Source organism: Massilia sp. DWR3-1-1, assembly GCF_049898325.1.
In the GTDB taxonomy this organism is placed as follows: Bacteria; Pseudomonadota; Gammaproteobacteria; order Burkholderiales; family Burkholderiaceae_D; genus JAFCUW01.
The window spans coordinates 111,691-136,109 of the sequence record NZ_JAFCXL010000006.1 but is presented as its reverse complement, the minus strand read 5'-3'; the positions used below and the strand labels follow the sequence as shown (position 1 = coordinate 136,109).

The 24,419-nt window shown below is 64.6% G+C and carries 18 protein-coding genes; 15 read left to right on the top strand and 3 right to left on the bottom strand.

The window, feature by feature from the left end:
* Nucleotides 1-19: 19 nt before the first annotated feature.
* From ACP7EY_RS08330 to ACP7EY_RS08320, 3 genes are all read right to left on the bottom strand, one after another.
* The gene (locus ACP7EY_RS08330) at nucleotides 20-646 is read right to left on the bottom strand and encodes a UbiX family flavin prenyltransferase (RefSeq protein WP_426192338.1); all 627 of its coding nucleotides are present in this window, start codon (nucleotides 644-646) and stop codon (nucleotides 20-22) included.
* Entirely contained in the window at nucleotides 639-950 is a 312-nt protein-coding gene (grxD, locus tag ACP7EY_RS08325) for a Grx4 family monothiol glutaredoxin (RefSeq protein ID WP_426192336.1), read from the bottom strand. The genes ACP7EY_RS08330 and grxD overlap by 8 nt, the downstream gene beginning before the upstream one ends.
* 94 nt (nucleotides 951-1,044) lie before the next feature.
* On the bottom strand, nucleotides 1,045-3,393 hold the full coding sequence (locus ACP7EY_RS08320) for a Tex family protein (protein ID WP_426192334.1): 2,349 nt from the start codon (nucleotides 3,391-3,393) through the stop codon (nucleotides 1,045-1,047).
* A gap of 275 nt (nucleotides 3,394-3,668) precedes the next feature.
* On the opposite strand from ACP7EY_RS08320, the gene ACP7EY_RS08315 reads away from it, so the two are divergent.
* The 15 genes from ACP7EY_RS08315 to ACP7EY_RS08245 all read left to right on the top strand — a co-directional run bounded on the left by ACP7EY_RS08315 (nucleotide 3,669) and on the right by ACP7EY_RS08245 (nucleotide 24,419).
* A complete protein-coding gene (locus ACP7EY_RS08315; protein ID WP_426192332.1) occupies nucleotides 3,669-6,839 on the top strand; it encodes a DEAD/DEAH box helicase in 3,171 nt (1,056 codons plus the stop codon).
* 12 nt (nucleotides 6,840-6,851) lie between these two features.
* Nucleotides 6,852-7,991 (top strand): ATP-binding protein, encoded by a 1,140-nt coding sequence (locus ACP7EY_RS08310; RefSeq protein WP_426192330.1) that lies wholly within the window; start codon nucleotides 6,852-6,854, stop codon nucleotides 7,989-7,991.
* A 59-nt stretch (nucleotides 7,992-8,050) separates the two neighbouring features.
* Nucleotides 8,051-8,731 (top strand): response regulator transcription factor, encoded by a 681-nt coding sequence (locus tag ACP7EY_RS08305; protein ID WP_426192328.1) that lies wholly within the window; start codon nucleotides 8,051-8,053, stop codon nucleotides 8,729-8,731.
* A 70-nt stretch (nucleotides 8,732-8,801) separates the two neighbouring features.
* Complete coding sequence (locus ACP7EY_RS08300) at nucleotides 8,802-9,506, top strand: transposase (protein WP_426192326.1); 705 nt, start codon at nucleotides 8,802-8,804, stop codon at nucleotides 9,504-9,506.
* Nucleotides 9,507-9,623: 117 nt separating this feature from the next.
* On the top strand, nucleotides 9,624-14,354 hold the full coding sequence (locus ACP7EY_RS08295) for a glutamate synthase-related protein (protein WP_426192324.1): 4,731 nt from the start codon (nucleotides 9,624-9,626) through the stop codon (nucleotides 14,352-14,354).
* A 36-nt stretch (nucleotides 14,355-14,390) separates the two neighbouring features.
* Nucleotides 14,391-15,854 (top strand): glutamate synthase subunit beta, encoded by a 1,464-nt coding sequence (locus tag ACP7EY_RS08290; RefSeq protein WP_426192322.1) that lies wholly within the window; start codon nucleotides 14,391-14,393, stop codon nucleotides 15,852-15,854.
* 216 nt (nucleotides 15,855-16,070) lie between these two features.
* Nucleotides 16,071-18,254: an ATP-binding protein gene (locus ACP7EY_RS08285; protein ID WP_426192320.1), complete on the top strand. Its 2,184-nt coding sequence runs from the start codon at nucleotides 16,071-16,073 to the stop codon at nucleotides 18,252-18,254.
* Nucleotides 18,255-18,509: 255 nt separating this feature from the next.
* Entirely contained in the window at nucleotides 18,510-19,313 is an 804-nt protein-coding gene (locus ACP7EY_RS08280; RefSeq protein ID WP_426192318.1) for an ABC transporter ATP-binding protein, read from the top strand.
* Nucleotides 19,310-20,104, top strand: coding sequence for a lipid asymmetry maintenance ABC transporter permease subunit MlaE (mlaE, locus tag ACP7EY_RS08275; protein ID WP_426192316.1), 795 nt, complete (start codon nucleotides 19,310-19,312; stop codon nucleotides 20,102-20,104). Before ACP7EY_RS08280 ends, mlaE begins: the two co-directional genes overlap by 4 nt.
* 93 nt (nucleotides 20,105-20,197) lie before the next feature.
* Entirely contained in the window at nucleotides 20,198-20,671 is a 474-nt protein-coding gene (mlaD, locus tag ACP7EY_RS08270) for an outer membrane lipid asymmetry maintenance protein MlaD (protein WP_426192314.1), read from the top strand.
* Entirely contained in the window at nucleotides 20,668-21,564 is an 897-nt protein-coding gene (locus ACP7EY_RS08265; RefSeq protein WP_426192312.1) for an MlaA family lipoprotein, read from the top strand. The genes mlaD and ACP7EY_RS08265 overlap by 4 nt, the downstream gene beginning before the upstream one ends.
* 78 nt (nucleotides 21,565-21,642) lie before the next feature.
* Nucleotides 21,643-22,284: an MlaC/ttg2D family ABC transporter substrate-binding protein gene (locus tag ACP7EY_RS08260; RefSeq protein ID WP_426192310.1), complete on the top strand. Its 642-nt coding sequence runs from the start codon at nucleotides 21,643-21,645 to the stop codon at nucleotides 22,282-22,284.
* Nucleotides 22,285-22,288: 4 nt separating this feature from the next.
* Nucleotides 22,289-22,609 (top strand): STAS domain-containing protein, encoded by a 321-nt coding sequence (locus ACP7EY_RS08255; RefSeq protein WP_426192308.1) that lies wholly within the window; start codon nucleotides 22,289-22,291, stop codon nucleotides 22,607-22,609.
* A 134-nt stretch (nucleotides 22,610-22,743) separates the two neighbouring features.
* Complete coding sequence (locus ACP7EY_RS08250) at nucleotides 22,744-23,655, top strand: ABC transporter ATP-binding protein (RefSeq protein ID WP_426192306.1); 912 nt, start codon at nucleotides 22,744-22,746, stop codon at nucleotides 23,653-23,655.
* Nucleotides 23,656-23,657: 2 nt separating this feature from the next.
* Nucleotides 23,658-24,419: an ABC transporter permease gene (locus tag ACP7EY_RS08245; RefSeq protein ID WP_426192552.1), complete on the top strand. Its 762-nt coding sequence runs from the start codon at nucleotides 23,658-23,660 to the stop codon at nucleotides 24,417-24,419.

Below are 24,419 nucleotides of genomic sequence, written 5' to 3'. Positions count from 1 at the left end.
AGGCACGCGCCGGCAGGCCCTAGAGCGGGTCGGCGGCGTCCACGCTGGTCAGCGGCGCCGCAGGGGGCTTCATGCCGGCCCAGCGGGGCGCCAGCGCATGGGCCACGCCCACCAGGTCCAGCACGCGGGCGATGCTGTGATCGACCATCTCCTCGATCGAGGCGGGGTGCTGATAAAAACTGGGCAGGGGCGGAAACACGATGCCGCCCATTTCCGTCACCATCGTCATATTGCGCAGGTGCGCCAGGTTGAACGGTGTTTCGCGCACCATCAACACCAGGCGGCGCCGTTCCTTGAGCACCACGTCGGCGGCGCGCGCAATCAGGTTGTCCGACAGCCCCAGCGCCACCGCGGCCAGGGTTTTCATGGAGCAGGGCGCGATGATCATGCCGTCGGACTGGAACGAGCCGCTGGCGATGGTGGCGCCGACGTCGCGGTTGCGGTGCACCACGTCGGCCAGCGCTTCAACGTCGCGGCGCTGCATGCCGACCTCTTCATGCAAGGTCAGGTTGGCGGCGTCGGAGATCACCAGGTGGGTTTCGACGGTCGCATCGGCCTGCAAATGCTGCAACAGCCGCACGCCGTAGACGGCGCCGGTGGCGCCGGTGATGGCAATGACCAGCCGGCGCGGGCGCAGCTCAGGCATCGATCAGGGTCTTGAGTTCACCGGAGGCGAACATTTCATCCATGATGTCGGACCCGCCGATGAATTCACCCTTGACGTAGAGCTGGGGAATGGTGGGCCAGTTGGAAAAATCCTTGATGCCCTGACGCACTTCCGGATCGTCCAGCACGTTCACGGTGGCGATGTTCTGCACGCCGCAGGCTTTCAGGATCTGGATGGCGCGACCGGAAAAGCCGCATTGGGGAAATTGGGCGGTGCCCTTCATGAACAACACCACGGGGGTGCTGCCGACCGTCTCTTTGATCCAGGTTTGTACATCGCTCATGGCTGCCTCGGGTAATTTTGGTTGAATGAAGGGCATTTTATAAGAAAATGCCCGGGCGGGCTCGCGCCACGCCGATTTGCCGGTTCGCGGTCTCTTAGCGCTTGAGTTTGGCGAACGCCGCCGCCATGCTGCCGGCCGCTTCCGGCGCGCGCGCCGCCTGCCCCGGGTGCTGGGCCAGCCGCTTGGCATCGTTGCGGTCGCCCCGCTGCTCCACTTTTGCGCCCGGCTGCGGCGCGCTGTCCGTCAGGCGCATGGTCAGCGCAATGCGCTTGCGCTTTTCGTCGACTTCGAGCACCTTCACCTTGACCACCTGGCCCGCCTTGACGACGGTATGGGGGTCTTTGACGAAGGTGTTGGAAAGCGCCGAAATGTGCACCAGGCCGTCCTGGTGCACGCCGATGTCGACAAAGGCGCCGAAGGCGGCGACGTTGGTGACGACGCCTTCGAGGATCATGTCGGGGCGCAGGTCGCGGATGGCTTCGACGCCGTCCTTGAACGTCGCGGTGGTAAATTCCGGGCGGGGATCGCGGCCCGGCTTTTCCAGTTCCTTGAGAATGTCGGTAATGGTGGGCACGCCGAAGCGCTCGTCGGCGTAACGGGCCGGCTGCAGCGTTTTGAGCAGGGCGCCATCGCCGATCACGGCCTTCAGGTCCTTCTTGATGTCGGCGAGGATTTTTTCCACCAGCGGATACGATTCCGGGTGCACCGCCGAGGCGTCGAGCCGGTTGCTCGACCCCATCACGCGCAGGAAGCCGGCCGCCTGCTCGAAGGTTTTTTCGCCCAGCCGCGGCACCGCTTTGAGGGCCGCGCGCGAGGCGAACGCCCCTTTCGCGTCGCGGTAGCTGACGATGCTTTGTGCCACCGCGCTCGACAGGCCCGACACCCGCGCCAGCAGCGGCGCCGAGGCCGTGTTGACGTCGACGCCGACGGCGTTGACGCAATCTTCGACGACGGCGTCGAGCGCGCGCGCCAGTTGCGACTGCGACACATCGTGCTGGTACTGGCCCACGCCGATCGATTTCGGATCGATTTTTACCAGCTCGGCCAGCGGATCTTGCAGGCGGCGGGCGATCGACACCGCGCCGCGCAGCGACACGTCCATGTCGGGCAATTCGCGCGAGGCGAACTCGGACGCCGAATACACCGACGCGCCCGCCTCGGAGACGACGATCTTCGTCAGTTTCAGTTCCGGCCGCTGCTTGATCAGGTCCTGCGCCAGTTTATCGGTCTCGCGCGAGGCGGTGCCGTTGCCGATCGAAATGAGTGACACATCGTGCCTGGCCGCCAGTTGCCCCAGCAGGTGCAGCGCGCCGTCCCAGTCGTTCTTCGGCTGGTGCGGGTAGATGACGGCGGTGTCGACCACCTTGCCGGTGGCGTCGACCACGGCCACCTTCACGCCCGTGCGCAAGCCCGGATCGAGGCCCATGGTGGCGCGCGGGCCGGCCGGCGCGGCCAGCAACAGCGCTTTCAGGTTCAGGGCGAACACATTGATGGCGTCGAGTTCGGCCTTTTCGCGCAGGGCGCCCATCAGTTCGGTTTCCAGGTGCATGAAACTTTTGACCCGCCAGGTCCAGCGGGCCGTGTCGGCCAGCCATTTGTCGGCCGGGCGGCCCTGCTGCTTGATGCCGAAGCGGGCGGCGATGCGGCCTTCGCAGGGGTTCAGGGGCGCATCCCACTTCGGCTTTTCCACTTCCGTGTCGAGCCGCAGGATGACGTCGAGCATGCCCTCGCGGCGCCCGCGCAGCAGCGCCAGCGCGCGGTGCGAGGGCACGCTGGCCAGGTTTTCCGCGTAATCGAAATAATCGGCGAATTTTTCGCCTTCGTCCTGCTTGCCCTCGACCACCTTCGACTGCACCACGCCGTGCTCGCGCACGTACTCGCGCAAGGCGGCCAGCAAGGTGGCGTCCTCGGCAAAGCGTTCCATCAGGATCTGGCGCGCGCCGTCGAGCGCCGCCTTGACGTCGGCCACGCCGCCATTGTTGCCGTCGTCGGTGGTGAACGGCGCGCACAGGTAGGCGCCGGCGGCCTGTTCGGGCGCCAGCATGGGATCGGCCAACAAGGCCTCGGCCAGCGGCGCCAGGCCCGCCTCGATGGCAATCTGCGCCTTGGTGCGGCGTTTTTGCTTGTACGGCAAATACAAGTCTTCCAGCCGGGTCTTGTCCTCGGCCAGCGCGATCGCCTCGAGCAGGGCCGGGGTCATCTTGTTCTGCTCCGTGATCGAGGCAATGATGGCGCCCCGGCGCAGTTCCAGCTCGCGCAGGTAGCGCAGGCGCTCTTCCAGCAGGCGCAACTGGATATCGTCGAGACCGCCCGTCGCTTCCTTGCGGTAACGGGCGATGAAGGGCACGGTGGCGCCTTCATCGAGCAGGGCAATGGCGGCGGCGACCTGCACCGGCTTGGCGGCCAGTTCTACGGCCAGGCGTTGTTCAATGGTAGGGAGCATGGGGCGGATCCTCAAAGTCGAGGCAGGATGATAGCGGCTGCACACCAAAGTGAACACCCGCTTTTGTGCGCGCGGCGCCCACCGTCAATCTGGCCACCCCGGCGGCTTGTTTTAGCGGCCCTTTCAGGCGATGATGTCAGACGGACGCAGCTAAATATACACATGGCAATCTTTTGAGCGGCGACCAGTCCTGTACCAGCCGCAGCTAGGCAGGGGCGGGCGGGATGGCGCATAATATCGGGTCTTGTCTTTTTTGATACAGAATGCAAAGAACAATGCACACCTCGGATGGCCGGCGCGACGACGCCCTTGACGCCCGCGCGGAAGGCGCCGGTGTTCCCACGCCTTCCACGCCTGCTGCGGCTCCCGCCGCCACGCTGCTCATGCCCACCGCCCTGCATGGCGGCACCCCGCTGGCGCCGCCCGTGGCCAGCTGGTTGCAGCGGGTCGATGCCGCCGCCCATCCCCGGCCCCGCTTGGGCGCCGACCTCAAGGACCCCAAACTGGTCCAGTACAAATTCGTCTATGTGCTCGCGCCCACCAGCGGCGGGCGCCACGTGGCCCTGTGCCTGTGCAAGGCGCGCCTGCGGCCGAACGGCGAAGTGGCCGCGGCCAGCCCCGTGAGCGAAGTGTTTTCCCTGCTGTCGACGCCGCCTGCCTACCTCGAAGGCGACGACGAAGACCTGGTGCGCTTCTTTATCGCCATGCGCAGCGGCGCCTCGCAAACGAGCACGGCCACCGAGCCGAAGGGCAAGATTGGCGCGATCTTGCTGCAAATGTTGTTAGAACAAGACAAATTATTGTGGGCCAATTCCTGGTCCGACATGTCGAACGGCCTGGTCTATCCCCTGCAGGCGGGCCAGGTGCGTAAGGCCAACCTGGTGTGGCGCGACGAGGGCCGCAGCGCGCGCCTGGGCTGGCAGGTCGAGCCCGTCAAGGGCGCCACCCACAGCGCCGCCGACCAGATCGACTACATGCTGCCCACCGATCCGCCGTGGTACATCGACAATCTGTCGTGCGGCGCGCTGGAACTGAACCGGGGCGGCGTCGATATTTCGCTGGCGGAATTGCAAGCGCTGGTGGCGCAGGCGCCGACCCTGGCCGGGCCCGATAAAAAACGCGTGTCGCAACTGCTGCTGGCCCATGGCCTGCAGCAATTGATGCCCTTGCCCCAGCCCCTGATCCAGCGCCTGCGCGATGACGTCACGCCCACCCCGTGGCTGCAACTCGACAGCGTGCAACTGGCCGACGGCGCCAGCCCCCGCTGGCACGACGTCGCCGTTCTCTCCTTCGATTACGACGGCGAGCGCGTCTCCTTTGATCCCGATCAACGGGTGGTGCGCCAGCAGGGCGACGTCACCGAGGTGATTTCCCGCAACGGCGCCGCCGAAGGGGCGGCGCTGGCCACCCTGAAGGCGCTGGGCTTTCGCAAACCTGCCACGGCGCCCCTGAACGGCCTGGCGGGCGCGCTCCAGCTCGAGTCGCAGGCGCACTGGATCCGCTTTGCCGCCGACGGCATCGGCGCGCTCGAACAGGCGGGCTGGCACATGCAGCGGGCCCGGCATTACCGCTACGATGTGGTGCCGGTGCAGCACTGGTACGCCGACATCGACCAGCCCGCCGAAGCGCACAACGCCTGGTTTGAGCTCGAGCTCGGCATCGTCGTCAATCAGCAGCGCGTGCCCTTGCTGCCCGTGCTGGTGCAGCTGATCCGCAACGCGCCCAGCGATTTCGATCCCGACGTGCTGGCCGCCCATGCGGACGACGATCACATGCTGGCGCCCTTGCCGGACGGCGTGCGGGTGGCGCTGCCGTGGGGCCGCCTGAAACCGATCCTGGCGACGCTGGGCGAACTGTATTTCAGCGACAAGATCAAGAACAAGGTGCGCCTGTCGACGCTCGACGCGGCCCGGCTCGAAGAGCTGGCCCGGGGCACCGACCTGGCCTGGTCCGGCGGCGAGCAGTTGCGCGAGACGGGCCGCAAGCTGAGCCTGTTCGGCGCCGTGCAAAAAGTGCCGGCGCCGGCCGGCTTGCAGGCGACCTTGCGCGACTACCAGGCCGATGGCCTGGCGTGGATGCAGTTCTTGCGCGAATACGACCTGGCCGGCATCCTCGCCGATGACATGGGCCTGGGCAAGACGGTGCAGACCCTGGCCCACATCCTGGTGGAAAAGGAAGCGGGCCGACTGACCAGTCCGGCGCTGGTGATCGCCCCCACCAGCCTGATGACCAACTGGCAGGAGGAAGCGGCGCGCTTCGCGCCCGGCCTGCGCGTGCTGCTGCTGCAGGGCAAGGAGCGGCTCGACCTGTTCGACCGTATCGACGACTGCGACATCATCCTCACCACCTACGCGCTGCTGCCGCGCGATGAGGAAAAACTGCGCCAGCACAGTTATCACCTGGTCATTCTCGACGAATCGCACTACATCAAGAACAACCGCTCGAAGGCCGCCCAGAGCGCCGGATTGCTCAATGCACGCCACCGCCTGTGCCTGACCGGCACGCCGCTGGAGAACCACCTGGGCGAACTGTGGTCGCAGTTCCATTTCCTGTTGCCGGGCCTGCTGGGCGACGAAAAAACCTTCAACAGCCAGTTCCGCCACCCCATCGAGCGGCAGGACGACCCGCTGCGGCGCACCCTGCTCAACCGCCGCATCCGGCCGTTTTTATTGCGCCGCACGAAGGACAATGTGGCCAAGGAGTTGCCGCCGAAGACGGAAATGGTGAGAAAGGTCGAATTGTCGGGCGCCCAGCGGGACCTGTACGAAACGGTGCGGCTGGCGATGGACAAGAAAGTGCGCGACGAGATCGACAAGAAGGGCGTGGCGCGCAGCCAGATCGTGATCCTCGAAGCCCTGCTCAAATTGCGCCAGGTGTGCTGCGATCCCCGCCTCGTCAAGGCTTTGCCGGCCAGGAAGAAGGAATCGGGCTCGGCCAAGCTGATCGACCTGATGCAGATGGTCGACGACCTGTTGCAGGAAGGCCGCAAGATCCTGGTGTTCTCGCAATTTACCAGCATGCTCGAACTGATCCAGGAAGAGCTCGATGCGCGCCGCATCCCGTACGCCTTGCTCACGGGCGAGACCAAGGACCGCGCGGCCCAGGTGGCGGCGTTCCAGCAGGGCGCCGTGCCGATGTTCCTGATCAGCCTGAAGGCGGGCGGGGTGGGCCTGAACCTGACCGCGGCCGACACCGTCATTCACTACGACCCGTGGTGGAATCCGGCCGCCGAAAACCAGGCCACCGACCGCGCCTGGCGGATCGGCCAGGACAAGCCCGTGTTCGTCTATAAACTGATCGCCAAGGGCACCCTGGAAGAAAAAATCCAGCTCCTGCAGCAGAAAAAGCAGGACCTGGCGCAGTCGATCCTGGCCGATGGCGAAGCAAATAAGCTGGTGCTGACCCAGGAAGATCTGCAGGCGATTTTCGCCCCCCTCGAAGACTAAGCCAGGAGCACCATGGACCGCCACGCCACCGATCCCGCCGCCAGGCAATTTCTGACCATCGCGGAAATCGGTGGCGACATCGCCTGGGTCATCGACTTGCCCGCCGCCGTGCTGCGCTATGTCAGCCCCGGCATTGCCCAGTTCAGCGGCTACACGGCCGCCGAATGGTGCGACCCCGCCTCGGCCGCCGCGCCCGTGCTGGCCGGCCTGATGGCGGGCTTGCCCGCGCGGCTGGCGCGGCTCGACGCGGGCGACGCCAGCCGCGCCCGGCTCGTGCGTGAAACGGGCATCGTGCACCGCCAGGGCCACAAGGTGCCGCTGGAAATCATTTCCACTTTTACCGTCGACGCCGCCGGCGTGCCCGACGCGCTGGTGGGGGTGATCCGCGACATCGCCCAGCGGCGCGAGCACGAAGCGGGCCGGCGCCGCTTCGCCAGCATGCTCAACCACGAGTTCCGCACCCCCCTGTCGACCATCGACGGCGCCATCCAGCGACTGGAAGTTACGGGGATCGATGCCGACCAGGCCACCCGCGACCGCTACCGCAAGATTGCCAAGGCGGTCGACCAAATGATCGGCATGCTCGAGCAATACCTGTCGCCCGACATCGTCGCCGCCAGCGGCACGGTGGCGCGTGCCGACCGGGTCAATCCGCGCCGGCTGCTGGAAGAGGGCGCGCAGCAGGTGCGCGCCAGCGGCCGCCCCGCCACGCTGGCGCTGGGCGACCTGCCCGACACGCTGCGCGGCGAGCCGCAGGGCTTGCGGCTGGCGCTCAAGGTGCTGGTCGACAACGCCTTGCAATACGGCCCGCCCGGCCAGCCCATCGCCCTCGTCGGCAGCGTCAGCGACAGCGCCCTCGTGCTGGCCGTGCACGACAGCGGCGCGGGCGTGCCGGACGGCGAACAGGACGCCATTTTTGGCAAACACGTGCGCGGCAGCAATGTCGGCCAGCACGCCGGCGCCGGCCTGGGTCTGTACATGGCGCGCGCCGTGGTGGAAGTGCACGGCGGCACGATCGAGCATCGGCGGCGCGCAGCGGACGGTGGGCCCGGCACGACGGAGTTCCGTATTTGCCTGCCAATTCGATCTGTAACGGGGAAAGAGGTTGCCACAGTCGGGCACAGCAGTGATAATTCCGGTAACAAATTTTAAGTTGGCACGAAGCATCATTGATGCTGATGGTTAATGCCTAACGAACTACCGGCCCACCGATGACCCAGATTTTGATCGTTGAAGACAACGGCGACTACGCAGACGACATGGCGGAGTTTCTCCGCGAACAAGGCCACGAGGTGAGCCTTGCCACCAGCGCAGCCGACATGTGGCTGGCGCTGACCAAGAGCCCTGCCGCCGTGGTCGTGCTCGACCTCGGCCTGCCCGATGAAGACGGCTTCACGGTGATTCCCCGCATGCGCCAGCTGTATCCGGAAATCGGCCTGCTGGTGCTGACGGGCCGGGTGGCGTTCGACAACCGCATCCTGGGCCTGCAGCTGGGCGCCGACCATTACCTGAGCAAGCCCATCAAGTTTCCCGAGCTGGCCGCCCACATCGAGGCGCTCGACCGCCGCGTGCGCCCGCAAGAGCCCTCGCTGCCGCCCAGCAAATGGAATCTGCGCGTGAGCGCGCGCCAGCTCGAGCTGATGGGCGCCGTCATCGACCTGACGGAAAAAGAATGCAATTTTCTGCACCTGCTCACCATCAACACCCGCGCCGTGCCGCGCCAGGTGATCGTGGCCGGCATGGGCGGCGACGAAGCCGATGCCAGCCGCCGGGTCGACATGCTCGTGTACCGCCTGCGCAAGAAGGCCCGCACCGGGCTGGGCCAGGACCTGCCCCTGCGCAGCGCCTACGGCGAAGGCTACAGCCTGTCGGCCGGCTTCAGCCTGTCGTGACCGTCAATTAATCGGGGACAGAGTCAGGCGGGGCGGCGTAAAATGGGATTTTTAATGCGCCCCTGACGCCATGGCCCGCCTGCCCCGACTGATCATTCCCCACGCGCCCCACCACATCGTCCAGCACGGCCACGACCAGGCGGCGATTTTCCGCGACGCCGAAGACTACCAGCAATTTTTAGTGTGGCTGCGCGACAGTGCCCGCCACTACAAGGTGCTGGTGCATGCCTACCAGTTGCTGCCCGACCAGTTTCAGCTGCTCGCCACCCCGTCCGACGAGGACGGCCTGGGCGCCGCCCTGCAGCGCACGGGCCGCTACTATGTGCCCTGGTTCAACCGCAAGTACGGCCGCTCGGGCAGCCTGTTCAGCGGCCGCTTCAAGACCTCGGTGATCGAAGCGGACGGCTTTTTTTTGCAATGCAGCCAATATATCGAGGGGGTAACCGGCGCCGACAGCGCCGATCCGCTGGCCCATTCCTGGTCCAGTTACGCCCACCATATCGGCCTGCGCACCGATCCCCTGATCACCGACCACGCCCTGTATTGGGCGCTCGGCAACACCCCCTTCCAACGCGAAGCGCGCTACAAGGCCGTCTGTGAGCAAGCGCTTACTGTTGCGCAAATCGCCGTCATTGAAAGCGCCGTCCTCAAGGGCTGGCCCCTCGGCGGGGCCGCCTTCAAGGCGGCGCTGGCGCGCAAGGCACAGCGCCAGGTGCTGCCGGCGAAGCGGGGACGGCCCGCCAAGGTGGCAGTCGTTGACTCTGTCCCTGATTAAATTTTTCCGCAAATCACGCCAAGTTAATTCGACTCCGACCCTAATTATTCCATTTGAACTTTTTGCTGCGTTGCGATATCGTCGGTCTTCATTTTGTTAAATGCTGTGGAGAGATCGATGATTGCCCAAGGTTTGTACGACCCGTCCAACGAGCACGATGCCTGTGGCGTCGGTTTCATTGCCCATATCAAGGGCAATAAATCGCATTCGATCATCGAGCAGGGTCTGTTGATCCTGAAAAATCTCGACCACCGGGGCGCCGTTGGCGCCGACAAACTGATGGGCGACGGCGCCGGCATCCTGATCCAGATTCCCGACCAGTTCTTCCGCGACGAGATGGCCAAGCAGGGCGTCGAGCTGCCCCCGCCCGGCGAATATGGGGTGGGCATGGTGTTCCTGCCGAAAGAGCACGCCTCGCGCATCGCCTGCGAACAGGAAATCGAGCGGGCCGCCCGCATCGAAGGCCAGGTGGTGCTGGGCTGGAGAAACGTGCCCATCGACGAAGCGATGCCGATGTCGCCCACCGTGCGCGCCAAGGAACCGGTGATCCGCCAGATTTTCATTGGCCGCGGTCCCGACATCATGGTCACCGACGCGCTCGAGCGCAAACTGTATGTGATCCGCAAATCGTCGGGCCACGCCATCCAGGCCTTGAAGCTGCTCCACGGCAAAGAATTTTTCGTGCCGTCCATGTCGGCCCGCACCATCGTCTACAAGGGCCTGCTGCTGGCCGACCAGGTGGGCCTGTACTACCAGGACTTGCAGGATCCCCGCTGCATCTCGGCGCTGGCGCTGGTGCACCAGCGCTTTTCCACCAATACCTTCCCCGAGTGGCCGCTGGCGCACCCGTACCGCCTGATCGCCCACAACGGCGAAATCAACACCGTCAAGGGCAACTTCAACTGGATGCGCGCCCGTGAAGGGGTGATGAAGTCGGCCGTGCTGGGCGAGGATCTGCAGAAACTGTTCCCCTTGATCTATGAAGGCCAGTCCGACACCGCCTGTTTCGACAACGCGCTCGAGCTGCTGATCATGGCCGGCTACCCGATCGCCCAGGCGATGATGATGATGATCCCCGAGGCGTGGGAAAACCACACCCTGATGGACGACAACCGCAAGGCCTTTTACGAGTACTACGCTTCGATGATGGAGCCGTGGGACGGCCCGGCGGCGATGGCCTTCACGGACGGCCGCCACATCGGCGGCACGCTCGACCGCAACGGCCTGCGCCCGGCCCGCTACATCGTCACCGACGACGACCTGGTGGTGATGGCGTCCGAGTCGGGCGTGCTGCCGATCGCCGAATCGAAGATCATCCAGAAGTGGCGATTGCAGCCGGGCAAAATGTTCCTGATCGACCTGGAAGCGGGCCGCATCATCGACGACAAGGAACTCAAGGACATGTACGCCAACGCCAAGCCGTACAAGGCCTGGATCAATTCGGTGCGCATCAAGCTGGGCGAACTGAAGCTGGCCGAGAGCCAGCTGGCGCACAACCGCGCGCGTGCGCTGCCCGCCCAGGGCGAGCAGGCCGGCGCCACGGTGCTCGACCGCCAGCAGGCGTTCGGCTACACCCAGGAAGACCTGAAGTTCCTGATGGCGCCGATGGCCCTGCTGGGCGAAGAGGCGACCGGTTCGATGGGCAACGATTCGCCGCTGGCGGTGATGTCGAACAAGCTCAAGCCCCTGTATAACTATTTCAAGCAGTTGTTCGCCCAGGTCACCAACCCGCCGATCGACCCGATCCGCGAAGCGATGGTGATGTCGCTGGTGTCCTTCATCGGCCCGAAACCGAACTTGTTGGATACCAACAACGTCAATCCGCCCATGCGCCTGGAAGTGTCGCAGCCCGTGCTGGGGTTTGACGACATGGTGCGCCTGCGTAACATCAGCGCCCACACGGGCGGCAAGTTCAAGTCTTATGAATTGAACATCTGCTACCCCGTCGCCTGGGGCAAGGACGGCATCGAAGCGTCGCTCGCTTCGCTGTGCGCGGAGGCGGTCGATGCCGTCAAGTCCGGCCACAACATCCTGATCATCTCCGACCGTGCCGTCTCGGCCGCGCAGGTGCCGATTCCCGCCCTGTTGGCCACCTCGGCCGTTCACCAGCACCTGGTCGGGCGCGGCCTGCGCGCCTCGACGGGCCTGGTGGTGGAAACCGGTTCTGCCCGTGAAACCCACCATTTCGCCCTGCTGGCCGGCTACGGCGCCGAAGCGGTCCATCCATACCTGGCGATGGAAACCCTGGCCGAGCTGGCCCAGGGCCTGGGCGCCGACATGTCGGCCGAGAAAGCGATCTACAACTACACCAAGGCGGTCGGCAAGGGCTTGATGAAGGTGATGTCGAAGATGGGCATCTCGACCTATATGTCGTATTGCGGCGCGCAGATTTTCGAAGCGGTGGGCCTGAACAAGTCGCTCGTAAACACCTACTTCCGCGGCACCGCCTCGGGCGTCGAGGGGATCGGCGTGTTCGAGGTGGCCGAGGAAGCGCTGCGCCTGCACAATCTGGCCTTCGGCAAGGACCCGCTGCTGGCCGAAGCGCTCGACACGGGCGGCGAATACGCATTCCGGGTGCGCGGCGAAGACCACATGTGGACGCCGGACGCGATTGCCAAATTGCAGCACTCGACCCGCTCGAACAATTTTAATAGTTATAAAGAGTACGCCCAGCTGATCAACGACCAGACCCGCCGTCACCTGACCTTGCGCGGCCTGTTCGAGTTCAAGCTCGATCCGGCCAAGGCGATCGCCCTCGAGGAAGTCGAGCCGGCCAAGGAGATCGTCAAGCGCTTCGTCACCGGCGCCATGTCGCTCGGCTCGATCTCGACGGAAGCCCATGCCACCCTGGCCATCGCCATGAACCGCATCGGCGGCAAGTCGAACACGGGTGAAGGGGGCGAAGATCCGGCCCGCTACACGCAGGAACTCAAGGGCATTCCCATCAAGCAGGGCCAGACCATGGCCTCCGTGATCGGCGCCCACAATGTCGTCGTCGACATTCCCCTGCAGGACGGCGACTCGCTGCGTTCGCGCATCAAGCAGGTGGCCTCGGGCCGCTTCGGGGTGACGGCCGAGTACCTCAATTCCGCCGACCAGATCCAGATCAAGATGGCGCAGGGCGCAAAACCGGGCGAGGGCGGCCAGTTGCCCGGCCACAAAGTGTCGGAATACATCGCCAGCCTGCGCTTTTCGGTGCCGGGCGTGGGGCTGATTTCGCCGCCGCCGCACCACGATATTTATTCCATCGAAGACCTGGCGCAGCTGATCCACGATCTGAAAAACGCCAATCCGCGCGCCTCGATTTCCGTCAAGCTGGTCTCCGAAGTGGGCATCGGCACGGTCGCCGCGGGCGTGACCAAGGCCAAGGCCGATCACGTGGTGGTGGCCGGCCATGACGGCGGCACGGGCGCCTCTCCCCTGTCGTCCGTCAAGCACGCAGGCACGCCGTGGGAACTGGGCCTGGCCGAAACCCAGCAGACGCTGGTCCTGAACGGTTTGCGCAGCCGCATCCGCGTGCAGGCCGACGGCCAGATGAAAACCGGCCGCGACGTCGTCATCGCCGCCATGCTGGGCGCCGACGAGATCGGTTTTGCCACGGCGCCGCTGGTGGTCGAAGGCTGCATCATGATGCGAAAGTGCCACCTGAATACCTGCCCGGTGGGCGTGGCCACGCAAGACCCCGTGTTGCGCGCCAAGTTCTCCGGTAAACCTGAGCACGTCGTCAATTATTTCTTCTTCGTGGCCGAGGAAGCGCGCCAACTGATGGCGCAACTGGGCATCCGCAGCTACGACGAACTGATCGGCCGCGCCGACCTGCTCGACAAGTCGAAGGCGATTTCGCACTGGAAGGCGCTGGGCCTGGATTTCTCGAATATTTTCTACCAGCCCCCCGTCCAGGAAGGCCAGTCGATCTACCACACGCAGGAGCAGGAACACGGCCTGGACAAGGCGCTCGACCATAAACTGATCGCCCAGGCCAAGGCGGCGCTGGAAAAGGGCGAGCGCGTCTCGTTCATCTCGCCCGTACGCAACGTCAACCGCACCGTGGGCACCATGCTGTCCGGGGAAGTGGCCAAGCGCTACGGTCACGCCGGTTTGCCGGACGACACCATCCACATCCAGCTGCAGGGTACGGCGGGGCAGTCGGCGGCCGCGTTCCTGGCCGCCGGCATCACCATCGACCTGGTCGGTGAAGGCAACGATTACGTGGGCAAGGGGCTCTCGGGCGGCCGCATCATCGTGCGGCCGAACACGGAGTTCCGCGGTTGGGCGGTCGACAACATCATCGTCGGCAACACGGTCCTGTACGGCGCCATTGCCGGCGAGGCGTTTTTCAATGGCGTGGCGGGCGAGCGTTTTGCCGTGCGTAACTCGGGCGCCACTGCCGTCGTCGAAGGCTGCGGCGACCATGGCTGCGAATACATGACCGGCGGCACCGTGGTGCTGCTGGGCGAGACGGGACGCAACTTTGCCGCCGGCATGTCCGGTGGCGTCGCCTACGTCTACGATCCGCACAACGCGTTCGACAAGCGTTGCAACCAGACCATGGTCAACCTCGAGCGCGTGCACGCGGCCAAGGAGCAGGGCGATGTGGCGGGCTGGCACAGCCAGAGCCGTGGCAGCGGCCGCGAAGCCGACGAAGTCATCCTTAAGCGCCTGATCGAGCGCCATTTCAAGCACACGGGCAGCACCCGGGCCCGCTTCCTGCTCGACAACTGGGCCGATGCCCGCGGCAAGTTCGTCAAGGTATTCCCGACCGACTACAAGCGCGCGCTGGAAGAAATGCACAACAGCAGCATGGAGGAAGCCGCCGAACAGGCGGGTTCCGCCGCCGTGGCCGCTTAATTACTTGCGTACGCAACAATAATACAAGGAAGCATCGTGGGAAAAATCACCGGTTTCATGGAATTCAAGCGCCAGGACGAGGGCTATCTGCCGCCGCAGCAACGGGTCAAAAATTACCAGGAGTTCGTGCTGCACCTGTCCGACCCGGAAGCGAAAGTGCAGGCGGCGCGCTGCATGGATTGCGGTATCCCGTTCTGCAACACGGGCTGCCCCGTCAACAACGTCATTCCCGACTGGAACGACCTGGTCTACCACGGCAATTACCGTGCGGCGCTGGACAACTTGCACTCGACGAACAATTTTCCGGAATTTACGGGCCGCATTTGCCCGGCGCCGTGCGAGTCCGCCTGCACGCTGGGCATCAACAACGACCCCGTCGGCATCAAGTCGATCGAGCATAAAATCATCGATACGGGCTGGGAACACGGCTGGGTGCTGCCGCAGCCGCCCGCCAGCCTGAGCGGCAAGAAAGTGGCCATCGTCGGCTCCGGTCCCGCCGGCCTGGCCGCGGCCCAGCAACTGGCGCGGGTGGGCCACGCCGTCACCGTGTTCGAGAAGAGCGACCGCATCGGTGGCTTGCTGCGCTACGGCATTCCCGACTTCAAGATGGAGAAATTCCACATCGACCGGCGCGTCCAGCAAATGGAGGCGGAGGGCGTGGTGTTCCGCACCAGCACCCTGATCGGCAAGGATTTCCCTGCCAGCGTCAACAACTGGGCCAAGGACACCATTTTCCCGGAAGACCTCAGTAAAGAGTTCGATGCCGTCATCATCGCCGGCGGCGCCGAGCAGCCGCGCGACCTGCCGGTCCCGGGCCGTGAACTCAAAGGCGTGCACTTCGCCATGGATTTCCTGCCCCTGCAAAACAAGGTCAACGCGGGCGACAAGGTCAAAGACCAGTTGAAGGCCACCGGCAAGCACGTCGTCGTCATCGGCGGCGGCGACACGGGTTCCGACTGCGTCGGCACCAGCAACCGCCATGGCGCCGCCTCGGTGGCCCAGTTCGAACTGCTGCCGCAGCCGCCGGAACAGGAAAACAAGCCGATGGTGTGGCCGTACTGGCCCACCAAGCTGCGCACCTCGTCCTCGCACGAGGAAGGGTGCGAGCGCGACTGGGCGGTGGCCACCAAGCGCTTCGAGGGCAAGAACGGCAAGGTCGACAAGCTAATTGCCTGCAAGGTCGAGTGGAAAGACGGCAAGATGAGCGAAGTGCCCGATTCCGAATTCGAGATGAAGGCCGACCTGGTGCTGCTGGCGATGGGATTTGTATCGCCCGTGCAACAGGTGCTGGACGCTTTCGGGGTCGACAAGGACAACCGCGGCAACGTGCGCGCCAGCACCGACGGCGAAGGCAGCTATGCCACCTCGGTGCCCAAAGTGTTCGCCGCCGGCGACGTGCGGCGCGGCCAGTCGCTGGTAGTGTGGGCCATCCGCGAAGGGCGCCAGTGCGCGCATGCGGTCGACGCGTTCCTGATGGGCAGTTCGACGCTGCCCCGCTGAGCGCTGGGAAGGGGGCCCGGGCACGGCTCCGCTGCGCAAGGCGGGGGCTGCCGCGCTACCCCGAACCGCCCCGTATGCTACGATTCCCCATGGCAAGCGGCGTCCGGTTGAAGCCCCTTCAACCCTGCCGCCGCCGCGGTGAGGATCAATGGAGCGAGTGCTGAAACTGTGGATGTCGATGGTGCCGTGCTCCCTGCCGTGGCGCAGGGAGGGGGCATGACGGCCGTGGCGGCGCCCGACCTGGCCAATTGTGCCGATGAGGCCATTCACCTCCCCGGTTCCATCCAGCCGCATGGCGTGCTGCTCGCGTTCGACCGCGATAGCCAGCTGCTGGCCTGGAGCGCGAATGCCGCCGCCGTGCTCGGTATCGATCCCGTGCTGGGCGCCGCCGCCGCTGCGCTGGGCTTGCCCCCTGAGGCGCTGGCCGTGCTGGACGCGGCGGCGGCCGAACTGGACAACGGCGAAGCGCTGCCGAACGCGGGCGAAGTGCGCATCGGTGAGCAGCAATTCGATTGCATCGTCCACGGCTACCAGTCGCGCCTGCTGCTCGAGTTCGAGCGCCGCGCAGTGCGCTCGGACGTCGTCGCCTCGTTTGCCCTGAAGGCGCACGGCGCCATCGACCGCTTGAAGCGACAGGGTTCGATCGATGCCCTGCTCAACATGGCGGTGCGGCAGGTGCGCCAGCTGACCGGCTTCGACCGGGTGATGGCCTACCACTTTCGCCACGACGACAGCGGCGACGTCGTCGCCGAAGCGCGCGACGAGGCCATCGACGCCTACCTGGGGCGGCGCTATCCTGCCACCGACATTCCCGCCCAGGCGCGCCGTTTATATCTGATCAACACCTTGCGCCTGATCGCCGACGTGGGCTACCAGAGTGTGCCCGTGCTGGGCCGCGCCGGCGACGCGCCCGTCGACATGAGCCACAGCGTGCTGCGCAGCGTCTCGCCCATCCACGTCGAGTACCTGCAGAACATGGGCGTGCAGGCGTCGATGAGCGTGTCGATCGTGGTCAACGGCCGCCTGTGGGGCATGCTGGCCTGCCACCACATGACGCCGCGCCAGGTGCCGTATTCGATCCGCATGGCCACCGATGTGCTGGCGCAAGTGCTCGCTTCGAGCGTGCAAACACTCGAGGCGAAGGCCGAAGCGGTGCGCATCGAGCGCGCCGCCGAGCTCAGCTCGCGCATGCTGGCGGCAATGGCCCAGCAAGACAATGTCGTCGCCACCCTCGACGCCTACGCCGAGCCCTTGCGCCAGACGCTGGGCGCCGACGCCCTGATCGTGTCGCAGCTGGGCGAGCTGACCGTCCATGGCGATCTCGACGTCGGCCTCGCCACCGCCATCGTGCACGCGCTGCCGGCCAGGGACGAGGTGCTGTTGCAATACACCCAGCGCGACGACTGGCCGGCGCCCTTGCGCGCCCAGCTGGGCACGTGGGTGGGCATGCTGGCAATGTCGTTCGACGCCGGCACCCAGGGCGTGATGGTGGCGCTGCGCCACGAGCAGGTCGAGCAGGTGCGCTGGGCCGGCAGGCCCGACAAGGTGATCGCGCATGGCCCGCTGGGCCCCCGCCTGACCCCGCGCGGCTCGTTCAACGAGTGGCGCGAAACCGTGCGCGGCCGGGCCGAGCCGTGGGATGCCACCGCCCTGACCATCGCCGGCCAGCTGTTGGCCAAGCTGAGCCGCTCGGTGGCCGCCCGCAATGCCGAGATCGACCGCGCCCGTACCGAGCTGATGGCCATGCTGGGGCACGATTTGCGCGATCCCCTGCACACCATCAACATGGCCGGCGTCCTGCTCGAGCGGGGCGCCCAATCGGCCACGCTGGGGCGCCGCATCCAGTCCTCGAGCAACCGCATGCAGCGCCTGATCGGCCATGTGCTCGACCTGAGCCGCATCAACGGCGGCATCGGCCTGGGCATCCATCCGGTCCCGGTGGCGCTCGACCAGGTGGTGGCCGAGCTCGTCGACGATGTCCGCGCCGCCCACCCGGGGGCCAGCTTCGCCCTCGATATGCCGGCCCCCGTGTCGGCGCTGGTCGACGCCGACCGCTTTGTCCAGGTGCTGGCCAATCTGCTGAGCAATGCCCGCCATCACGGCGAACTGGGCAAACCGATCCGGGTGGGGCTGCACACGGCGGACGGGCACGCCGTGCTGACGGTGCGCAATCACGGCGCACCCATCAGCGCGGCCATCGCCGACAAATTGTTCGACCCCTTCAAGCACACCTCGCTCTACGGCAGCCGCAACCGGCGCGGCGTCGGCCTCGGTTTGTATATTGCCCGCCAGATCGTGCTTGGCCACAGTGGCCGCCTGGCCTACCACTACGAGGCGCCGCAGGTGGTGTTTACCGTACACCTGCCCCTGCACACGCCGATATCGCCGACTATTTTGTAAAGTCTTATCTGGCGCTACCGAAGGGCGCGGCTCGCGCATTTACATACATACATGTATCATTAGGCGGGCCGGGCAGTGGGATGGGCGCATGAATAAATTCTGAATAAAAACAACTACTTGCGATGAGAAATATCTGACTCGTGGTTCATTAGTGTTGTATTCTGCGCCACTGGAGCGTTGCTGCCATGAGCGCCCGTCAGCAAGGATTGACCTTTCTGCACTACAATACGCCATTGCCAAATACTGACTACGCCTGTGAGCAACCTCGTCGAAATCCGCGATCTCCAATTTGCCTACGGAGAGCGTGTCATCCTGTCTGACCTGCACATGGACTTTCCCCGTGGGAAGGTTGTCGCCGTCATGGGCGGTTCCGGTTGCGGCAAGACGACCGTGCTGCGCCTGATCGGCGGCCAGATCCGCCCGCGCAAGGGCAGCGTCGCCGTCGGTGGCGAAGTGGTGCACACGCTCGACACCGATGGCTTGTACCGCCTGCGCCGCAAGATGGGCATGCTGTTCCAGTTCGGCGCCTTGTTTACCGATTTGAACGTGTTCGACAACGTCGCCTTTCCCTTGCGCGAACACACGGACCTGCCGGAAGAACTGATCCGCGACCTGGTGTTGCTCAAACTGAACGCGGTGGGCTTGCGCAATGCGCACAAACTGAAACCGTCTGAAATTTCCGGCGGCATGGCGCGGCGCGTCGCCGTGGCCCGTGCCATCGCTCTCGACCCCGAACTGATCATGTACGACGAGCCGTTCGCCGGCCTCGACCCGATCTCGATGGGCGTCACCGCCAACCTGATCCGCAAACTGAACGATGCGCTCGGTTCGACCTCGATTCTGGTCTCCCACGATGTCCAGGAGTGCTTCGCCATCGCCGATTACGTGTACTTCATGTCTGCCGGCAAAATTGTCGCCCGCGGCACCCCGGCCGAGATGCGCGTCTCGACCGATCCCTACGTCAAGCAGTTCGTCAACGCCGCCGCCGATGGTCCGGTGCCGTTCGACTACCCTGGCAAGTCGCTCGACGACGACCTGGGCCTGGGAGCGCCAGCATGAGCGGCAACGTCGTGGGCAACTTTTTTGGCGCGATCGGCGCCTATGTGCGCGAAGCGGTCACCAGCGTGGGCTTTGCCACCCGCTCGTTCTTCGGCCTGCTGGCGGTGTCGCCGGGCGCGATGAAACGCCCCGCCCTGATTTCCGAACAGATTCATTTTATTGGCAACTACTCGCTCGTCATCATCGTCGTCTCCGGCCTGTTCGTGGGCATGGTGCTGGGCCTGCAGGGCTACATCACCCTCACACCCTACGGCGCGGAACAAAAGCTGGGCCAGGTGGTCGCGCTGGCGCTGGTACGCGAACTGGGGCCGGTGGTCACGGCGCTGCTGTTCGCCGGCCGCGCCGGCACCTCGCTGACGGCGCAGATCGGCCTGATGAAGGCCGGTGAGCAGTTGTCGGCCATGGAAATGATGGCGATCAACCCCATCCAGCGCGTGCTGGCGCCCCGCTTCTGGGCCGGCGTGGTGGCCATGCCCATCCTGGCGACCATTTTCAGCGCCGTCGGCGTGCTGGGCGGCTACCTGGTGGGCGTGCAGTTGATCGGCGTCGACGAAGGGGCGTTCTGGTCGCAAATGCAAGCCAACGTCGATGTGCGCGCGGACGTGCTCAACGGCGTGATCAAGAGCCTGGTGTTTGGCATCGCCGTGACGTTTACCGCCCTGTTCCAGGGCTACCACGCGGACCCCACGCCTGAAGACGTCTCGCGCGCCACCACCCGGACGGTGGTGATCGCCTCGCTGATGGTGTGGGGCCTGGACTTCGTAATGACGGCGATTATGTTTAACAAGTAAGTGGAAGCTTGGCCTTGCAGGCTTGCATGCCGGCACAGCGAAAAATGAATCTGGCGACACCGCCTGAGCGAAACAATTAGAGTGAGTAAAATTATGCATCGTAAAATTATCGACGTCTGGGTGGGTGTGTTTGTGTTGCTCGGTTTGGCAGCTTTGCTGTTCCTCGCGCTCAAGGCGGGCAATATGAGTACACTGTCGCTGAGCAAAACCTACGCCATCACGGGCAAATTCGACAACATCGGCGGCTTGAAACCGCAGGCGCCCGTCAAGAGCGCCGGCGTGGTGGTGGGCCGGGTGGGCGATATCACTTTTGACAACAAAACCTTTCAAGCCATGGTCGTCCTCGACATGGACGCCAGCCACCAGTTTCCGAAAGACAGCTCGCTGAAAATCCTCACCGCCGGCCTGCTGGGCGAGCAGTACATCGGCATCGTCCCGGGCGGCGATACCGTCAACCTGGCGCCGGGCGACCGCATCAACAGCACGCAATCGGCCGCAGTGCTGGAAGACTTGATTAACCAATTTATTTATAGCAAGGCCGCGGACGGAAAGGACACCGCTAAATGATGACGTTTTCCCACCGCTTTCCCACCATGCGCGCCAGCGCGCTGGTGCTGGCCGTTGCCGCCAGTGCGCTGCTGTCGGGTTGCGCCACGGGTCCCAACCCGCGCGATCCGTACGAGCCCTTCAACCGCAAGATGTTCGCCTTCAATGACACGGTCGACCGGGTCGCCCTGAAGCCGGCGGCGACGGCCTACAAAAAAGTGTTGCCGTCAATGGTACAGACGGGCGTCAACAATTTCTTTGGCAACTTGTCCGACCTGTGGACCGGCGCCAACAATCTGCTCCAAGGCAAAGGCAAGGACGGCCTGACCGACTTCGCCCGCTTCGGCCTCAATTCCACCCTGGGCCTGCTGGGCGTGATGGACATCGGTTCCGACGTCGGCCTGCAAAAGCACAACGAGGACTTCGGCCAGACCCTGGGCGCCTGGGGCGTGCAGTCCGGTCCCTACCTGATGCTGCCCGTGTTCGGTCCGTCGACGGTGCGCGACACGGCGGCCATTCCGCTTGACATCAAGGCTGATCCCTGGGGCTACAAAGAGCCCGTGTACATTCGCAACACCGGCACCGCCCTGCGCGCGGTCGACCAGCGTGCGGCCGTGCTCGACGCCTCGAACCTGATGGAAGAAGCGGCGCTCGATCGCTACGAGTTCATCCGTGACGGCTTCCTGCAGCGGCGCGAAAGCCGCATCCGCGAAGGCGGTGGCGGCAAGCCGAAGCTGATGCAAATGCTCAACAAAGAACCGGCCCCGGGCACCGCGCCCGCTGGCGGCAGCATCAAGTCGGCCTATCCCGATGATCCGGGTCCGACCGGCGGCGCGGCCGTCACCCCGGCGGCCAAGCCGATCAGCGCGGCCTACCCGGATGATCCGGGTCCGACCCCGGAACCGAAAAAATAACGTGCCGGGCTTGTCATCGCCCGCAGTGGCCACATCGTTAACCGAACACACTGTCCCCGCAACCATGAAAGAGGGCTTATGAAATTGATCAAACACCTAATCGCCGTCAGCACCCTGGCCTTCACCGCCTTCGCCGTGGCCGCCCCGGCCAGCACGGAAGCGCCCGACGTCCTCGTCAAGCGCATCAGCAACGACGTCATCAACACAGCCAAGACGGACAAGGACATCCAGGCCGGTAACATCAACAAGGTCACCGCCCTGGTCGATGCGAAAATCCTGCCGTACGTCGACTTCCAGCGCATGACGGCCCTGGCCGCGGGGCGCTACTGGCGCGACGCCACCCCCGAGCAGAAAACCGCCCTGTCGAACGAATTTCGCCAGTTGCTGATTCACACCTATTCGGGCGCCCTGTCGCAGATCAAGAACGAAACGGTGGAATTCAAGCCCCTGCGCGCCGATCCTGCCGACACCGAAGTGGAAGTCAAATCCGTCGTCAACGTCCAGCGCGGCGAGCCGATCCAGCTGAACTACCGCTTGTCGAAGAGCCCGTCGGGCTGGAAGATTTTCGACATCAATGTGCTGGGCGCCTGGCTGGTGGAAACCTACCGTGGCACCTTCTCGAGCGAAATCAGCAAGGGCGGCATCGATGGCCTGATCAAGAAGCTGGCCGATCGCAACAAGGAACTGGCCAACAAGCCCCTCAAAGCACCAAGCAAGTAAGCCCATGACTGACAACACTGCCCAACCCGCACTCGAGTACCTGACCTTCGCCACCGCGGCGGCGGCGCTGGTGCGCGGCCTGGCGGCCATTCGCGGCGGCCAGACGGTGTTCGACCTGGCTTTCCTGAAGTCGTCCGACTCGTCCGGCGTGGCGGTGTTGATGGCCATGCTGCGCGAAGGACGCGCCCGCGGTACCCCGCTGTCGTTCCAGAATCTGCCGGTCAGCCTGAAAAGCCTGTTGACCCTGTACGGCGTCGACCACCTGCTGGCCGACTGCGCCGCCTCCGCTCCAATGGCCTCCCCGGCCGACCTGCATCACCATTGATTCCCGCCACACGGGGCCGTTTCGCAAATGAAACGGCCCGATCCTGAAGCAGCGCCTGGCCGCTGCGAGCTCGACTGCCAATTTCCCCTATAATTGCCAGTTCCCCCCGCACAAACACAAGCAGAAAAAACCGCATGACAGCAGCGATCCAGATCACCCAGGTCGAGAAAAGCTACCAGGCCTTACAAGCCTTGGGTGGCGTGTCCCTGACCATCGAACAGGGCGAGTTTTTCGGCTTGCTGGGCCCCAACGGCGCCGGCAAGACCACCCTGATTTCCACCATCGCCGGGCTGATCCGGCCGGACGCGGGCACCATCACCGTGCACGGCCACGACGTCGTCACCGACTTTCGCAACGCCCGCAGGAAGCTCGGCGTGGTGCCGCAGGAACTGGTGTTCGACCCGTTTTTCACGGTGCGCGAAACGCTGCGTTTGCAATCGGGCTATTTTGGCCTGAAGAACAATGACAAGTGGATCGACGAGGTGATGGAAAACCTCGACCTGACGGGCAAGGCCGACGCCAATATGCGCGCCCTGTCGGGTGGCATGAAGCGGCGCGTGCTGGTGGCCCAGGCCCTCGTGCACAAGCCGCCCGTGATCGTGCTCGATGAACCGACCGCCGGCGTCGACGTCGAACTGCGCCATGGCCTGTGGAAATTCATCTCGCGCCTGAACCGCGAGGGTCACACGGTGGTGCTCACCACCCATTACCTGGAAGAGGCGCAAGCGATGTGCAACCGGGTCGCCATGCTGCGCGGCGGCAAGGTGGTGGCGCTCGACACCATGAAGTCGCTGATCCGCCGCATTTCCGGCTCCCAGTTGATCATCCACATCGGCAGCGGCAGCCTGCCGGCCGAGCTGCGCCCCCTCGTGTCCGACAGCGCCAGTGCCGGCAACAAGGTCAGCCTGCGCGTGAACGACTACACCGAGGTCGAGCCGATCCTGGCCCGCCTGCGTGAAGCGGGCGTGGTGATCGATGAAATGCAATTGCAACAAGCCGATCTGGAAGATATCTTCCTGCAGATCATGGACGGAGGTTCGGTGTGAACATGTTTTCGGTGGGCTTCCAGACCCTGTTTTACAAAGAAACCCTGCGCTTTTGGAAAGTGGCCACGCAAACCGTCGCCGCGCCCATCCTCACGGCCATGCTGTACCTGCTCATCTTCGGCCACGTGCTCGAAGGCAAGCTGGAAGTCTATCCGGGCGTCAGCTACACCGCCTTCCTGATTCCCGGGCTGGTGATGATGAGCGTGCTGCAAAACGCCTTCGCCAATGCCTCGTCCTCGCTGATCCAGTCGAAAATCACGGGCAACCTGGTGTTTATCCTGTTGCCGCCCCTGTCGCACTGGGAAATCATCTCCGCCTACGTGCTCGCCTCCGTCGTGCGCGGCCTGGTGGTGGGCGCCGGCGTGTTCGTCATCACGGCCTGGTTCGCCCACCTCAGTTTTGTCGCGCCCCTGTGGATCATCGTGTTCGCCGTGCTGGGCGCCGCCATCCTGGGCACCATGGGCGTCATTGCCGGTATCTGGGCGGAAAAATTCGACCAGCTGGCGATGTTCCAGAATTTCCTGATCATGCCGGCCACCTTCCTGGCGGGGGTGTTTTATTCGATCCACTCCTTGCCCCCGTTCTGGCTGGCGGTGTCGCATTTCAATCCTTTCTTTTACATGATCGATGGCTTTCGCCACGGCTTCTTCGGCCAGTCCGACATTTCCCCGTGGACCAGCCTGGCCGTGGTCAGCGCCTTCTTTGTCGTGCTCTCGGTCATCGCCGTCAACCTGCTGCGGCGCGGCTACAATCTGCGCCATTGA

Excerpts from the sequence above, each read along its gene's own strand:
- ACP7EY_RS08300 (WP_426192326.1), top strand. The coding sequence starts at position 8,802 with ATGGCCCGCCTGCCCCGACTGATCATTCCCCACGCGCCCCACCACATC.
- grxD (WP_426192336.1), bottom strand. The coding sequence starts at position 950 with ATGAGCGATGTACAAACCTGGATCAAAGAGACGGTCGGCAGCACCCCC.
- mlaE (WP_426192316.1), top strand. The coding sequence starts at position 19,310 with ATGAGCGGCAACGTCGTGGGCAACTTTTTTGGCGCGATCGGCGCCTAT.
- ACP7EY_RS08330 (WP_426192338.1), bottom strand. The coding sequence starts at position 646 with ATGCCTGAGCTGCGCCCGCGCCGGCTGGTCATTGCCATCACCGGCGCC.
- ACP7EY_RS08285 (WP_426192320.1), top strand. The coding sequence starts at position 16,071 with ATGACGGCCGTGGCGGCGCCCGACCTGGCCAATTGTGCCGATGAGGCC.
- mlaD (WP_426192314.1), top strand. The coding sequence starts at position 20,198 with ATGCATCGTAAAATTATCGACGTCTGGGTGGGTGTGTTTGTGTTGCTC.
- ACP7EY_RS08320 (WP_426192334.1), bottom strand. The coding sequence starts at position 3,393 with ATGCTCCCTACCATTGAACAACGCCTGGCCGTAGAACTGGCCGCCAAG.
- ACP7EY_RS08250 (WP_426192306.1), top strand. The coding sequence starts at position 22,744 with ATGACAGCAGCGATCCAGATCACCCAGGTCGAGAAAAGCTACCAGGCC.
- ACP7EY_RS08305 (WP_426192328.1), top strand. The coding sequence starts at position 8,051 with ATGACCCAGATTTTGATCGTTGAAGACAACGGCGACTACGCAGACGAC.
- ACP7EY_RS08245 (WP_426192552.1), top strand. The coding sequence starts at position 23,658 with ATGTTTTCGGTGGGCTTCCAGACCCTGTTTTACAAAGAAACCCTGCGC.
- ACP7EY_RS08265 (WP_426192312.1), top strand. The coding sequence starts at position 20,668 with ATGATGACGTTTTCCCACCGCTTTCCCACCATGCGCGCCAGCGCGCTG.
- ACP7EY_RS08255 (WP_426192308.1), top strand. The coding sequence starts at position 22,289 with ATGACTGACAACACTGCCCAACCCGCACTCGAGTACCTGACCTTCGCC.
- ACP7EY_RS08295 (WP_426192324.1), top strand. The coding sequence starts at position 9,624 with ATGATTGCCCAAGGTTTGTACGACCCGTCCAACGAGCACGATGCCTGT.
- ACP7EY_RS08315 (WP_426192332.1), top strand. The coding sequence starts at position 3,669 with ATGCACACCTCGGATGGCCGGCGCGACGACGCCCTTGACGCCCGCGCG.
- ACP7EY_RS08310 (WP_426192330.1), top strand. The coding sequence starts at position 6,852 with ATGGACCGCCACGCCACCGATCCCGCCGCCAGGCAATTTCTGACCATC.
- ACP7EY_RS08260 (WP_426192310.1), top strand. The coding sequence starts at position 21,643 with ATGAAATTGATCAAACACCTAATCGCCGTCAGCACCCTGGCCTTCACC.